Here is a 14,699-nt window from a genome sequence, read left to right as displayed (position 1 = left end):
TGGTTACTTGATGCGCGGCAGTTCATCAAAAGTATGGAACGGCGGCGGCGAGCTGACAGTCCATTCCAGGGTATCAGCATATTCGCCATACGGGTTTGCGGCGGCTTTCTTACCACGAATAAAGGCGTGTGCCACCACACCGAGGAAGAAAATAGTTGCTGCAAACGAGATATACGCACCATAGGACGAAACAAGGTTCCACCCAGCAAACGCATCAGGATAGTCGGCATACCGACGCGGCATACCGGCAAGCCCCAGGAAGTGTTGCGGGAAGAAGGTCAGGTTCACGCCGATGAAAAACAGCCAGAAGTGAATCTTGCCACCAAGATCGGAAATCTCGTACCCAGTCATTTTGCCGAACCAGTAATAGAAACCGGCAAAGATCGAGAAGACAGCGCCCAGCGACAGCACATAGTGGAAATGCGCAACCACGAAATAGGTATCGTGCAACGGCAGATCCATGCCGGAGTTCGCCAGAATAACCCCTGTCACACCGCCGACGGTGAACAGGAAGATAAAGCCGATCGCCCACAGCATGGGCGCGCGCAAACTGATAGAACCGCCCCACATGGTGGCGATCCACGAGAAAATCTTAACCCCGGTTGGCACCGCAATCACCATCGTTGCCGCGGTGAAATAGGCACGGGTGTCAACATCCAGGCCAACAGTATACATGTGGTGCGCCCACACGATAAAGCCGACAACACCAATGGCAACCATCGCATAAGCCATGCCGAGATACCCGAAAATCGGCTTGCGCGAGAAGGTGGAAATGATGTGGCTGATGATGCCAAAGCCCGGCAAAATCATGATGTAAACTTCGGGATGACCAAAGAACCAGAACAGGTGCTGATACAGGATCGGATCCCCGCCCCCGGCCGGATCAAAGAAGGAGGTGCCAAAGTTACGGTCGGTCAGCAGCATAGTGATGGCACCACCCAAAACCGGAACCGCCAGCAAAAGCAGGAAGGCGGTAACCAGCATCGACCAGGCAAAAAGCGGCATTTTATGCAGGGTCATGCCCGGCGCACGCATGTTGCAGATCGTGGTGATAAAGTTGACCGCGCCCAAAATCGAGCTGGCACCGGCAAGGTGAAGCGCGAAAATGGCCATGTCCACCGATGCCCCCGGATGCCCCAGCACACTTGAAAGCGGCGGATAAACCGTCCAGCCTGTACCGGCCCCCGTGCCGACGGCCGCCGAAAGCAGCAGCAAAAAGAATGCCGGAACCAGCAACCAGAACGAAATATTGTTCAGGCGCGGAAAGGCCATGTCAGGTGCGCCAATCATGATCGGCACGAACCAGTTGCCAAATCCGCCAATCATGGCGGGCATGACAACAAAGAACACCATGATCATGCCGTGTGCGGTCACAAGCACGTTAAAAAACTGGTGATCTTCGATAATCTGGGTTCCGGGATGTGCCAGTTCCATACGGAACCACACCGAAAACGCCCCGCCGATCAAACCGGCCACCAGCGAGAAAATCAGATATAACGATCCGATATCCTTGTGGTTGGTCGACAAGAACCAGCGGCTGAAAAAACCGGGCGTATGATCGTGGTCATGATCATGCGCATGTGTATCAGCGTGAGCCATTGAACTCTCCCTCACTCGGCCGAGGCAACTGAAACAGCGTTCGGCAAGGTTGCCGATGCAAACTGTTCCTGAGCCGTCTTGACCCAATCTGCGTATTCTTCCTTGGTCACGGCTTTAACCGCAATCGGCATATAGGCGTGATTGACACCACACAGTTCCGAACACTGACCATAGAACATCGTTCCGGCATATTCGGCCGGAATGCGGGTCCAGGTTTCGTTAAGACGACCCGGAACAGCATCGAGTTTAATGAACAGTGACGGCATCGCCCAGCTATGAATCACATCTTCGGATGTCATGATCAGGCGAATGTCGGTATCGACCGGCAGAACAACGGGATTATCCACATCCAGAAGGCGTTTTTTGCCTTCGGCAACGGCCGCATCCTCATCGAGCATCAGCGAATCAAAGGTGAAATCGCCGTTGTCGGGATATTCATAGGTCCAGTACCACTGCTTGCCGATGATTTTTAGCGTCATGTCGGCGTCTTCGACATGATCTGCGTAATACAGCAAACGGAAAGACGGGATGGCAATGATCAGCAAAATCAGGACCGGCACCACCGTCCATGCCACTTCAAGCAAGGTATGATGGGTGGTCTTTGATGGCTTCGGATTGCGCTTGTGGCTGAAACGAAACAGCACATAAAGCAGCAACGCCAGCACGATAACAACCACCGCTGTCATCAGCCAAACCAGCAAGATGAAAAAATTATGGCCCTCAACCGCCACTGGCGAAACTGCGTCCTGAAGACCCAGTTGCCATGGCTCGGGCTGGCCCACTGCGGCAATCGCAGATGAATCCAGTCCTGTCAGAACTGCCAATCCCAGCAAAAAAATGGGAAACAGCATCTTGATCGACATGCGAATCTGCCCCCTCGCATTACAACTCAAGGCATTATGCCATTTTCGGCAAGGCCGAACAGCGCGACACATTCCGATCGGGAAGGCCCGATCGCTCCCCGAAAATGACCCGCCATGACATTGGACCGCGGATCGGTCCCGACATTAAAACGACAAACTAATTAGCTAACACTAATTCTATTATCCTGACATGCCAAGCATATCGGTATGCGTGGCAAATAGCTTATCTTTTCAACCTGTTCCACAAAAAACCTTGCTGCGCTGCACAAATTAATTTTGTGTTTCCTCATAGGGTTTTAGCTGATTTCAGTATTTTTCCAAAACTAAACCTATGGATCAAAAGGAATATTCCCCTTATAGCAACCCAACCACAACGCCCGCAATGCCATATCGCCCTGCGGTAGCCAAAGGCAACAAAGCTATGTGCGCGCGGCGCGCATCGCGATGCAACCTGAAAATTTTGCTGAAATATTTCAATTCACCCCAAGCGCGTTCGATCGCGTCGCAACCTGTGATCCACATAATTTGGTATGGTTTTGCCGGAATTGGTGCAAAAGCGTCGCGAATCGTCCGGCAACTTTTCAATCCTGTCGGCAAAACACAGTGTCATATTGGGCAAAACCCGCTTTCAACCGGTTTCAACCGACAGATTTTCTTGCACCGCATATCAAGTCGCCCGCCCCCATCCATGCCCGCCCTATCCCCGGAAATGCCCGCCCCGGCCCCTATCTGGTTTCATCGGTAATTCTGTTTTTATTGCCCGTATGGCCCCAAGGGTAAGGAAAGAGCGGCATAAACCGGTATCTTGCCGGAAAATCGGGCCTGGATCAGGTAATTACAGCCGGTTTGCAAAGGTATACCCTCAACCGGCCGGATCATTTTGGTGGCAGGTGCAAGAACAGTATAAGGCTATATTCTTCTGTCTAAGCGGCCAAATCGGTATTTTTTGCAAAATTTACTCGCAGTGATCCCTTTACTTGTCGCCAGCTTTCCCCATTATCAAAGCATGGCAAGCGGTACGGAACGGTTGGCAACAGCCGGGGGCCGAAATTTGCAGGCGCGCTCGCAATGACATACCGGGAAACTTTAGCACCCGGCGCTCAGGTATAGTGTAGTATAATACAAGACAGATTTTCGTTATTGAGGTTTGCCTATGGCTCGTCAAAATCAAAAGAAGCTGTTCACTGCCGAAATGCGGTTGTTAAACAAGCTGGAACATATGAGCGACATCGTATCGCTGCCCGAACCGGCGAATTACGGTGAAGGACAGGCACAGGCACCTGATTTGTCGTCCCTGCATAATGCGATCGAAGATTTGAAGCTGGAGCTTCTGTCCGACATCAAAATCATGATTGACGAGCAGCGCAAGCTGGTTCAGACGCCCGAAGAACAGGGCGATGCCCGTAACGAATTGCGGATGCTGAAAACCGAAATTCGCGCGCTGGCCAATTCAATTCAGGAAACCAAAAAAGAAATCGCCGCCCTTTATTCGGCACCGGACGATTCCAGCGGCACGCGCCTGAACATTGTGAAGGGCGAGCTTGACTCGATTGTTGAAGCCACCGAGGAAGCCACGGCCAACATTCTGGAAAATGTCGAAAATATTGATACCGTTGCCCATAATATTCGCTCCTCCGCGACCGATGATTATGTACAGGGCCTGGCCGATGATATTGTTGAACTGGTTGTTAAGGTGTTTGAATCCTGTAACTTCCAGGACCTGACCGGGCAGCGTATTACCAAAGTCGTCAACACCATGAAATATATCGAGGAACGCGTGAACCGCGTGATCGAGATCTGGGGCGATGAAGACTTTGACGAATTTGACCTGCCGCCGGATCCCAAAGGCATGGATAACCTTGATAAAACCGTTACCCGTGCCCCGCAAAATCAGGAAAAGAACAACCAGAACGAAATCGACCAGATTTTCTCGCAAGACGAAATCGACGCTTTGTTCGACTAGGCCGTATCTCTTGCAAAACAAAACAAGGCAGCGATCCCGTTAGCGGGCGCTGCCTTTTTATTGCCCGTCTCCTCCCTGCTTCTGCCCCGCGCCGTAAACCATGATTGTGCGTAACAAAGCAGGCAAGGCAACACGCCTGCGGCAAACTGACGAGATTTGCGGTCCTGTCATGTCATGTCCTACCCCGTCCCTTCCTCTCAATCCAGGCGTCCTTCCGCCCTCCCCTTCCTGCCTGTTGCGCCGTTTTTCACTCCTTCCGGCCACCAAAGGCACAAGAATCTGGATCAGCAAGGTCGCCAATATTAACAATGCAAGGCAAATGGCTTAGGCTTTATCTGTATTGCAAAGGAGCCTGCACACATGTCGCCCCCGGCCCTGCCTGCCGCATTATCCGAAACATTTGAGCGTTATTCGACAGATGTGAGCCGGCGTCTGCTTCAGATACGCAGCCTGATTTTTAACACGGCAGCCAACACACCAGGCGTTGGCGTATTGACGGAGACACTGAAATGGGGCGAAGCAGCCTATCTAACCGCGGCAAGCGGTAGCGGCACAACCATCCGCCTGGGCCCCCCCAAATCCGCGCCCGATTGCTGTGCGGTCTTTGTAAATTGCCAAACCACCCTGATCAGCGATTTCCGCAGCCATTTTGCCGATGACTTCATATTTGAAGGCAACCGCGCGCTGATTATTCCGGCCAGAGCACCCCTGCCCGAAGGGCCGCTTGTTTTATGCCTGCGTGCAGCCCTGACCTATCACCTGCACAAAAAACAAAAGGCAAAAGCAGCCGTGATCAAGGCTTAAGGGCCCAAAAACACGGCCCCGTTACGTTACAGGCCCAATTGCGCGAATATTCGCTCTATGCCCGCTTGAACGACCAATCAGGTAACGTCAGGCTTTCGGGCCGGCGTCATTAGGCTCCTGCGCAGTTATGGTCGATGGCGGCAGTTTTTTCACCAGCGCATCAATCGACGCCGGATTGGTCAGGATCGCACCTGCAATAACACCAAAAAGATGTTCCGCCCGCGGGGCCAACGCCGGTTGATCGCCCAGCCACCCCAGCGCACTGATCAGGGCAAACAGATCCGTGCCATCCATATCAGTACGGGCCAGCTTAGCCGCCTGTGCACGAACAAGAAGCTGTGTTCCTGCCGCACGCAGAGCAACACAGGACGTATGCAAGGCAGAATCCGGCTCGGCAATTGCTGCAACCATCAGGGCGATAACCCCGCTGTAATTTTGCGTCACCGCCACGATCTCTTTTAGCCAGATCACAAGAGCCTGTGCGCAATCATCTGCCGTTTCAAGATCACGCGCCCTTATGGTCAATTCATCAAACCGTGCACGAAGCAAGGCTTCAAACAAGGCTTCGCGGGTGGGAAAGTGCCGGTACAGCGTGCCAAGACCAACACCGGCCTTCCGGGCAATTTCGCGCAATGAAACCTCGGCACCCTGCGCCATCACCACATCACGGGCAATGACAAGCAGGTGGTCATAATTCTTTTGAGCGTCCGCGCGCATCTATCCTCCTTGACAAACGGAACACTGATCCGTTTATATGGAGCAGCGCTCCGATTAGGGGTATCATAGATACAGTACAAGGAAAAGATATGACATCAACCATGATGAAGGCGGTTCGCCAACACGCGTTTGGCGGACCAGAGGTGCTGCAATACGAGGACGCACCGATGCCGGAATTAAACGCAGGCGAAGTGCTTGTGCGGGTTCACGCTGTGGGCCTTAACCCGCCGGACTGGTATCTACGCGACGGCTATAAAATGCTCCCGGAGGAATGGCGCCCCGAGGTTACCTTTCCTTTCATTTTGGGAACCGATATATCGGGCATGGTTACTGCAATTGCCGATGACGTGACGGATTTCGCAATTGGCGATGCCGTTTACGCGATGGTGCGCTTCCCTGACGGCCTGGCCGGGGGCAGCAAGGCCTATGCCGAATATGTCAGCGTGCCCGCGTCGGAACTTGCAATCAAACCTGCCGGGATTGATCACGCCCACGCTGCCGGTGCGCCCATGTCATTGCTGACTGCATGGCAGTTCATGATTGATTTGGGCCACACCGCGCCAAACCCGTTGCAGGCCACATCCCACCAGCCCGTACCACTTAAGGGCAAAACCGTGCTTGTAAACGGGGCGGCCGGAGGTGTGGGGCATTTTGCGGTGCAAATTGCAAAACTGAAAGGAGCGCATGTGATCGCCGTGGCGTCGGGCAGGCACGAAGCCCTTTTGCGCGACCTTGGGGCCGATGAATTTATCGACTATACCAAAACCCCGCCCGAAGAGGTTGCCCGTAACATTGACCTCGTTATTGATGCCCTTGGTGGCCCTACCACAGGTCGGTTTCTGACGACACTAAAACGGGGCGGTGCCTTGTTTCCGATCTTCCCGTTAGGCTTTTCCGGCGAAAAAGAAGCCGAAAAGCTGGGCATTACCGTTTCGACCACCCAGGTCCGTTCAAGCGGGGCGCAGCTAGCCGAAGTCGCACATTTGCTGGATAGCGGGGAGATCCGGGTGGTTCTTGACAGCACCTTTGCACTTGCTGATGCCAGCAAGGCACATGAACGCGCCGCCAAAGGCCACATTCAGGGCAAAATTGTCCTTACCGTCGATTAGAACCAAAACCCCAAACGGCGCAAACCAGCAGCGAGGACGATGATGATTATTGTTTCGGGGCATATCGACATTGCCCCAGCGGATGTGAGCGCATTCCTGGCGGATATTGAAAAAATCAATCCCGGCAATAAACCCGATAGTGGCTGCCTTTCCTATGCCGTTGCAATAATCGCCCCGGATATTGCGCGCCTGCTGATCGCCGAACGCTGGCAGGACCAACCATCGTTAAGCGCACATTTGACCCGCAAGGAAACATTGGCCTTTATTGGCAAATGGTCGGGCAGGATGCAGGGGGACATTTTGAAATATGATGCCACAAATGAACGCCCGTTAATGGCATAGGCCCAAAGAGACCATTATGACAACGTAGCGTTTTCCGACTTTATATCGCCTGTAAAACCCGCGAAAGACTGGGTACCTTAAACAAAAGACGGCCCTGTGATATGGCCGTCTTTTGTCGTAATCGTATGATCGGCAAAGTATAGCGGAGCGGTTTGGATCACGCGGCCAAAGACGCCAGCTTTCCATCGGATGAACGATCCATTCGCCAGCTGATCAGGGCCAGAACCAGCCCGCCTGCCGTAATCGCGGCAGCCACCAAAGGCACCCCGGCGAGGCCCGGTCCATGGTCAATGGCAACACCCCCAAGCCACGCACCGCCAGCATTGCCAAGGTTAAAGGCAGCAATGTTAATGGAAGATGCCAGGCTTGGCGCGCCTTCTGCCTTGGCAAGAACCCGCATTTGCAACGGGGGCACGGTTGAAAATGCCGCCGCCCCCAACACACCAACCGTGATAATGGTGAAAATCTGATTATCAAGTGCATAGGTCAGCACCACCAGAACGACCGATAAAAACACCAGCGACCCGATCAGGGTGACCATTAACCGGCGGTCTGCCAGCCGCCCGCCATACAGATTGCCAATAAACAGCCCCACCCCGAATAACAACAAAATCGGCGACACGGCCGCATCGGAAAAACCGGCAATTTCGGTTAATAACGGGGCGATATAGGTAAAGGCGGCAAATACCCCGCCAAAGCCCAGCACTGTAATCGCCAGCCCCAGCAATACCTGCGGGCGCAATAGGGCCGTCATTTCGGCAGCAACATTGATGGTGGTGTGTTTTTTATCGCGCGGCACCAGAAAGGCTGTTGCGATCAGGGCCAAAACACCAATCACGGTGACGGCTTCGAACGTGGCGCGCCAGCCATATATTTGCCCCAGCCAGGTGCCAAACGGAACACCCAGCACATTGGCAACGGTTAGGCCGGTAAACATAATGGCAATGGCCGATGCCTTTTTTTCCCTGGCGACAAGGTCGGTTGCGACCACCGCACCAATGCCGAAAAACGCCCCGTGGGCAAAGGCAGCAATAATGCGCGCCATCATTAACGTGGCATAATCAGGCGCAATGGCGCACAGAAAATTACCGATGATAAAAACCGCCATCAAAAACAGCAGCACATTTTTTCGCCGCCATCTGCCGGTAAATATGGTCAGAACCGGGGCACCAACAACCACGCCAAGGGCATAGCCGGTAACAAGAAGCCCGCTACTGGACAGGGACACATCAAGATCGCGTGCCACATCAAGCAGCAGGCCCATAATGACGAATTCCGTCATGCCGATGCCAAAGGCACCGGCGGCAAGCGCATAGATTGCTAAGGGCATAACAAAGCCTTTTGGTTAATACTTTACATGGCCTGCACTATGGCTTTTCTGCTTTGATGTGACTATAATTCAACAATTATAATTAGTTTGGAATTTTATTCTCAAATGTTGCCAAACCGCTCGGGCGAAATGGAAGTGTTTTTACGGGTTGCCGATGCGGGCAGCTTTTCGGCCGCGGCGCGGCGATTGCAACTTACCCCGTCGGCGGTGGCAAAGCTGATTGCGCGGTTAGAAGAACGGCTGGGCGCGCAGTTATTTGTGCGATCCACCCGTAATTTAAAATTAACCCGCGAAGGCCATGCCTATTATCACGACGCCAGCCGCATACTGGAAGATATCAGCACGCTTGAAGCCAGGCTGGCCCATGACAGCGCCACCCCGCGCGGCGCCATTCACGTTAATGCCACCATTCCATTTGGCAACCATGTGCTGGTGCCGGTATTGGGTACGTTTCTGGAAAAATACCCTGAAGTATCGATTGATTTAAGCCTGACCGATGATGTGATTGATATTCTAGATGAGCGCGCCGACATTGCCATTCGCAGCGGGGCCTTGCGCGATTCACGCCTGCTGGCACGCAAACTGGGGGTAAGCCGCCGGGTGGTTATTGCGGCACCATCCTATATTGAACGCCACGGTCGCCCGCAAACCCCGGCAGAGCTTGAAAAGCATAATTGCCTGAATTTCAATTTCCGCCGTGCGCAAGACCAATGGGCATTACCCCAGACCGAAGGTGACGGTAACGGGGGCCACAACGACGACCCCGGCGCACGAACCGGCAATTTGCAGGTTAATAACGGTGAAACCATGCGCCAGCTTGCCCTGGCCGGCATCGGTATTGGTCGGCTGGCGCTGTTTCATGTTGGGAGGGATATCGCCAAAGGCCGACTGGAAATATTGTTGGACGCGGGCATCGAACCCGAATTTGAACAGATCCATGCTGTTTTTGTCGGCCAGCGGCAAATGCCATTACGGATGCGGGTTTTTCTCGATTATCTGGCAAAAAACATCAACATCGAATAGGGCGCACCTGGCACATCGCAGCATCAAAGCCGTTAATTATTGCCGTCGCCCCGATCTTTAAGACCCGATACAACATCCTCAACAATTGCCTGCAAGTCTTCTTTCGCAACACCATCGCGCGCCTGAATAGAGATGCCTTGCAAAATGGCCGATACATAACGGGCAAGACGGTGCGCCTCATCACCATTTTTGGTAAAAGGCCGAAGCGCATTGGCGACAGACTCCCGCAACACCTCGCGCCGGGCTGCGGCATCCAGGGCAAGCGAATGAAGGTTGGGATGGCACGCAACCATACCGCTTGAGATCATACATCCCCGCGGACGGGCCGGATCAGTCACAGCACGAACAGCCCCTTCAAGCAATTTTCGCACGGCTTCAGCCGTGGAACTCGCGTTTGCGACAGACGCAAAATCAAGCGAACCGTATTTGTCCTCGTAGCGCTTTACCGCCTCCTGATAAAGGCCGGCCTTGTTGCCAAAAGCCGCATAAAGGCTTGGCGGTGCAACACCGATGACTTTGGTCAGATCCCCAACCGACACACCTTCATAGCCATGCTGCCAAAACAGCTGCATCGCCGTTTCGATGGCCTGTTCACGGTCAAAGCTCCAGGGGCGGCCGCCATGTGATTTTTCATCAGGTTTCATAGCGATCAATAAACAACACTTGACGCACAAAGTCAATCATGTTGATTAATGATCACTAAACAACATGAGAAAGATGATGCACAATTTACGAAAAACATTCATTTCAACAGCCGCTATTCTGTTTGCCATTGCCATTGGAACAGCCGCTTATGCGCCATCCGGCCATGCCGCGCCGACAGAAACGGCGAAAACCGACACCCGAAAAAATGAGGATGCCCGCGACCATTTCGAGGTGCGGTCCAGCGACGGAACAACATTGGCTGTCACAGCACAGGGGGCCGTTGATGCCCCGGAAATCCTGTTGATACACGGGCTGCGACAAAGCCATCTTAGTTGGGAAAAACAACTGAGCGACCCAACATTAAAAGGCTTTCGAATCGTAACATTTGATTTGCGCGGACATGGCGATTCGGACAAACCCGCCGCACTTGCCGCATATTCAGATGCCGATAAATGGGCAGACGATGTGAATGCCGTCATCAGCGGCGCAAAACTGCGTCGCCCCGTTCTGGTCGGCTGGTCACTTGGCGGGTATGTCGCAGGTGCCTATTTGCGTAAATATGGCGGCACGCATATTGCCGGGATTAATCTGGTGGACGCCGTAACGAATATGTCGCCCGACCTGTTCACCAGTGAAGCACTTGGTTTTGCCAAATCAACAACGTCGCACAACCTGGCAACACGGGCCGCTGCCACGGCCGATTTTCTTTTCACATGCTTTTATCAGGCACCGACACCATCAGCACTGCAGCAGATGATGGTCATTAACGGTATAACATCCCGCGCCGTCTATGAAGGGTTCCTTCAAACCAAAACCACGAACCTGGAACCCTTTTTTGCGGCTTATAACGGCCCGGTTTTGTTGTCGCACGGGATCCATGACCGGCTGGTAAAGGTTGCGATGTCCGAACGGATCAAATCCATACATGCCAATAGCCGCCTGTCCGTGTTTGACAATAGCGGCCATAGCCCATTTTACGAAGAACCGGCACGTTTTAACGAAGAACTGGCGGATTTTGTAAAAGAAGCCACGGCAAAGTGACCTTGCGATAAAGGCGCGCCGCAATCACGCGGCGCCCTTTTTTCATTGTACCGATTATTGGCGAATATTCAGGCGTGGCCGGCTTCGCCCGATAGCAATTCGGGGGCAAAACCCAGCTTGGCAAAGGCGCGCTGCCATTTGTCTTCGCAATCGGTACCAAACAGCAATTCTGCATCGGCATCGACATGCAACCAGCCATTGGCGCGAATTTCGGTTTCAAGCTGCCCGCTGCGCCATCCGGCATAGCCAAGGGCAAGAATGCTGTTATGCGGGCCTTTGTTCAGGGCGATATTTTCCAGAATATCGACCGTGGCAGTTACCGAAACATCCCGGTCGACCTGCAAGGTGGCATCGTTGTGGAAATCGTTGGAATGCAGGACAAACCCCCGGCCCGATTCAACCGGCCCGCCAAAATGCACCTGAATATCGGCAATGGTTGAAGCCGGGCGGACGATGCCCAATTGTTCGAGCAATTCGGGAAAGGTGATGGAATCGATCAAGCGGTTCACGACAATGCCCATGGCACCGTCTTCATTATGGGCGCACAGATAAACAACACTTTGGGCAAAGCGCGGATCACGCATGCCTGGCATCGCAACCAATAGCTTGCCCGATAGATATTCTCCGTCGCTGCCTGCATATGCCATTTGCGCACCATCCTCATTCACTGAAACTCAAGACTACCCTGTTCTCACGGGTCAAGCCAAGCATGGTCTTAAAATAATCACCCGGACCTGTTCTTAATCAATCCGCTGTTTTTTTCATATGGGTATAATTGGCAAAGCAAACCAGACCGTTTTTTTTAAGCCCCGATAGTGCTAACGCCGCAGTAACATGTTCGTGGCTTGCATTGAGCCATTCATCGTCGTACCCCTGCCTCGCTGACCAATTTTCCGGGAATCCGTGCCGTGACCAAGCGTATTTTTGCCCTGCTTATGTTGATAATGCTGCCGCATCTGGCGCAGGCTGCACCGGCAGAAAGCGCCTGGCAGGACGAGGATTTTGCCTCTGTTCGCATTATCAGTGCGCGCAACGGTGTCAAGGATGTTCACAGCCTGCGGCTGGGGCTGGAATTTGCCCTGCAACCACACTGGAAAGTATATTGGCGCAGCGCCGGGGATGCCGGGTTTCCGCCGAAAATTGACTGGACAGGGTCAGAAAATGTTAATGCTGGCGCAGAAAACATGCTGTGGCCCGCACCAATGCGATTTTCCATTTTCGGGCTGGAAACCTTTGGTTATGAAAACCGGGTTATTTTCCCCGTCGACATTCCGGTTCTTGACCCGTCCCAGCCGGTAAAGCTGCATTTATCGGTTGATTATCTGGCATGTAGCGACATTTGCGTACCCGCCACTGCTGTATTGAACCTCACCCTGCCCGCCAGTTCGGGCGACATTTCCAGCCACGCCCACGAGATTGAAAAATTTGCTGCCAAAGTACCGCTAACGGGTGGCAACCTGCCGATGGGCGTTGCCAGCATTTGGGAAACAGGCGATAGTAAAGCCAGTTATCTTGATATCGCGCTACGCGATGTTCCCGATGACAGCACCCCCGATATTCTGGTGGAGGGTAAACCAGCCGACAGTTTTGGTGCACCACAACCAACCGGAGAAATGCTTGATGGCGCACCGGTTTACCGCCTGACGATCCATAACAATGCCAAAGCCGACAGTTTTGACGGACAAAACCTGACCGTAACCATTTTGGCCGGGGCGCTGGCGGTTGAACAACCTGTTCAGGTCGGCAGTGCGCCGGAAAGCGGCATGGTGGCCGCCAACGACCTTTCAGGCGGCAACACGCCCCCGAAACAGGCCATGACAACCAGCCCCCATGGCACCGCCTGGTGGATTATTGGCGGGCTGGCATTACTGGGCGGTTTAATTTTAAATGTGATGCCCTGTGTATTGCCGGTTTTATCACTTAAGGTGATGGGGGCTATTCAGCTAGGAACGCAAAACCGGGCCAGCACCCGGCGTGGTTTTTTTGCCAGTGCGCTTGGCATTCTGGTGTCGTTCTGGATTATTGCCGGGGCGTTAGGCATTTTGAAACTGGCAGGTGGCTCCATTGGCTGGGGCATTCAGTTTCAGCAACCCCTGTTTTTAACGGTTATGACCATTGTTGTCGTACTGTTTGCCTGCAATATGTTTGGCCTGTTTGAAATCAGTGCGAACCGCTTAAACAACCTTGCCAATGACGCCATCGACCATCATCAGGCCCCGCAAGGTCATGCACCTGGTGCCAGGGAAGGTATGGGCGGGCATTTTCTGACCGGGATGTTTGCAACCCTGCTGGCAACCCCCTGTTCCGCCCCGTTTTTGGGAACGGCGGTTGGCTTTGCCCTTGCCGGGTCCATCTTTGATATTTTCTGGATTTTCACCCTGCTGGGCATCGGCTTTGCCCTGCCCTATCTGTTAATTGCGGCACGGCCCGAAATTGCCCGCCTGTTGCCCAAACCGGGTCGCTGGATGGTGGTGGTTAAATTTGTGCTGGGGCTGGCACTTCTGGGTACCGCGATCTGGCTGCTTGGCGTGCTGGCCGGGCAAATTGGTACCAACGGGGCCATTGCCGTTGGCCTTGGCCTGGCGCTTGCCAGCGGGTTGATCTGGTGGCGCCATAAAACCACCCGTCTCAAACGCAAACCGTTACTGGCGGGCTTTGCCACCCTTGCCGTGCTTGTCGCCCTGTTTGCGCCGGGCTTTTCCAAACCACCCGCAAACAGCGCACGTAACACGGCATCACACACAGGGGACGACGCGGCATTGCCATGGCAGCCCTTTGCCCCCGAAACCATCGCCCGTGATGTGGCCGATGGAAAAACAGTGCTGGTCGACATTACCGCCGACTGGTGTGTGACCTGTCAGGTCAATAAACGGCTGGTGATTGATACGGATGATGTGCGCGCAGTACTTGGCGGTGAAAACATTGTGTTAATGCAAGGCGACTGGACCCGCCCCGACCCGGCGATTGCCGCCTTTCTGGCGAAATATGACCGTTATGGCATTCCGTTTAACGCGGTATTTGGCCCCAATGCACCTGACGGTGTTTTACTGTCCGAATTGCTTAGCAAGGATCAGGTTATTTCTGGCATTGCCACCGCCAGCGGGGCAAACGGCCTTGCAAAAGACTGATCGCCACCACACCTGACGGGAAGCTGCTGGCACTGAATGATTTTTTAAGTCATTCTAGCAAGCTGTAATGCATAATCTGCCGGGCCACCTTACACCGGTAATCCATGCCCGCATTCAATGCGGCATATAAAACGG

The 14,699-nt window shown here is 53.6% G+C and carries 13 protein-coding genes; 7 read left to right on the top strand and 6 right to left on the bottom strand.

The window, feature by feature from the left end; genetic code table 11:
- Window positions 1–3 precede the first annotated feature (3 nt).
- Window positions 4–1,599, bottom strand: a complete 1,596-nt coding sequence (ctaD, locus tag J4E05_RS13100) for a cytochrome c oxidase subunit I (RefSeq protein WP_085587073.1) — start codon at window positions 1,597–1,599, stop codon at window positions 4–6.
- 11 nt (window positions 1,600–1,610) lie between these two features.
- A complete protein-coding gene (gene coxB, locus J4E05_RS13095; protein ID WP_085587072.1) occupies window positions 1,611–2,462 on the bottom strand; it encodes a cytochrome c oxidase subunit II in 852 nt (283 codons plus the stop codon).
- A gap of 1,153 nt (window positions 2,463–3,615) precedes the next feature.
- Between coxB and J4E05_RS13090 the strand changes: the two genes are divergently transcribed.
- Complete coding sequence (locus J4E05_RS13090; protein ID WP_085587070.1) at window positions 3,616–4,425, top strand: protein phosphatase CheZ; 810 nt, start codon at window positions 3,616–3,618, stop codon at window positions 4,423–4,425.
- Window positions 4,426–4,785: 360 nt separating this feature from the next.
- Window positions 4,786–5,229, top strand: coding sequence for a DUF1801 domain-containing protein (locus J4E05_RS13085; RefSeq protein ID WP_349596247.1), 444 nt, complete (start codon window positions 4,786–4,788; stop codon window positions 5,227–5,229).
- Between the two features lie 87 nt (window positions 5,230–5,316).
- Here J4E05_RS13085 and J4E05_RS13080 read toward each other — a convergent pair whose 3' ends face one another.
- Window positions 5,317–5,946, bottom strand: coding sequence for a TetR/AcrR family transcriptional regulator (locus J4E05_RS13080; protein WP_349596244.1), 630 nt, complete (start codon window positions 5,944–5,946; stop codon window positions 5,317–5,319).
- An 89-nt stretch (window positions 5,947–6,035) separates the two neighbouring features.
- Here J4E05_RS13080 and J4E05_RS13075 point away from each other — a divergent pair, with 89 nt between their 5' ends.
- Both J4E05_RS13075 and J4E05_RS13070 read left to right on the top strand, forming a co-directional pair.
- Window positions 6,036–7,055 carry an NADP-dependent oxidoreductase gene (locus J4E05_RS13075; RefSeq protein ID WP_349596241.1) on the top strand — a complete coding sequence of 340 codons (1,020 nt, stop codon included), beginning with the start codon at window positions 6,036–6,038 and terminating at the stop codon, window positions 7,053–7,055.
- 39 nt (window positions 7,056–7,094) lie between these two features.
- Complete coding sequence (locus tag J4E05_RS13070; protein ID WP_349596238.1) at window positions 7,095–7,397, top strand: putative quinol monooxygenase; 303 nt, start codon at window positions 7,095–7,097, stop codon at window positions 7,395–7,397.
- A 157-nt stretch (window positions 7,398–7,554) separates the two neighbouring features.
- On the opposite strand, the gene J4E05_RS13065 is transcribed toward J4E05_RS13070, so the two are convergent.
- Window positions 7,555–8,727: an MFS transporter gene (locus J4E05_RS13065; protein WP_349596235.1), complete on the bottom strand. Its 1,173-nt coding sequence runs from the start codon at window positions 8,725–8,727 to the stop codon at window positions 7,555–7,557.
- A 105-nt stretch (window positions 8,728–8,832) separates the two neighbouring features.
- On the opposite strand from J4E05_RS13065, the gene J4E05_RS13060 reads away from it, so the two are divergent.
- Window positions 8,833–9,750, top strand: a complete 918-nt coding sequence (locus tag J4E05_RS13060) for a LysR family transcriptional regulator (protein WP_349596232.1) — start codon at window positions 8,833–8,835, stop codon at window positions 9,748–9,750.
- A 32-nt stretch (window positions 9,751–9,782) separates the two neighbouring features.
- On the opposite strand, the gene J4E05_RS13055 is transcribed toward J4E05_RS13060, so the two are convergent.
- Complete coding sequence (locus J4E05_RS13055) at window positions 9,783–10,394, bottom strand: TetR/AcrR family transcriptional regulator (RefSeq protein WP_349597577.1); 612 nt, start codon at window positions 10,392–10,394, stop codon at window positions 9,783–9,785.
- A 64-nt stretch (window positions 10,395–10,458) separates the two neighbouring features.
- On the opposite strand from J4E05_RS13055, the gene J4E05_RS13050 reads away from it, so the two are divergent.
- Entirely contained in the window at window positions 10,459–11,436 is a 978-nt protein-coding gene (locus J4E05_RS13050; RefSeq protein WP_349596230.1) for an alpha/beta fold hydrolase, read from the top strand.
- A 68-nt stretch (window positions 11,437–11,504) separates the two neighbouring features.
- Here the strand turns inward: J4E05_RS13050 and J4E05_RS13045 are convergent, their stop codons facing one another.
- Window positions 11,505–12,083, bottom strand: a complete 579-nt coding sequence (locus tag J4E05_RS13045) for a YqgE/AlgH family protein (RefSeq protein WP_085587063.1) — start codon at window positions 12,081–12,083, stop codon at window positions 11,505–11,507.
- A 261-nt stretch (window positions 12,084–12,344) separates the two neighbouring features.
- Here J4E05_RS13045 and J4E05_RS13040 point away from each other — a divergent pair, with 261 nt between their 5' ends.
- Window positions 12,345–14,564, top strand: a complete 2,220-nt coding sequence (locus J4E05_RS13040; protein WP_349596226.1) for a protein-disulfide reductase DsbD family protein — start codon at window positions 12,345–12,347, stop codon at window positions 14,562–14,564.
- The last annotated feature ends 135 nt before the right edge of the window (window positions 14,565–14,699 follow it).

The sequence above is a fragment of the Thalassospira sp. NFXS8 genome (assembly GCF_040148805.1).
In the GTDB taxonomy this organism is placed as follows: Bacteria; Pseudomonadota; Alphaproteobacteria; order Rhodospirillales; family Thalassospiraceae; genus Thalassospira.
This window is presented reverse-complemented; position numbering and strand designations above follow the sequence as displayed.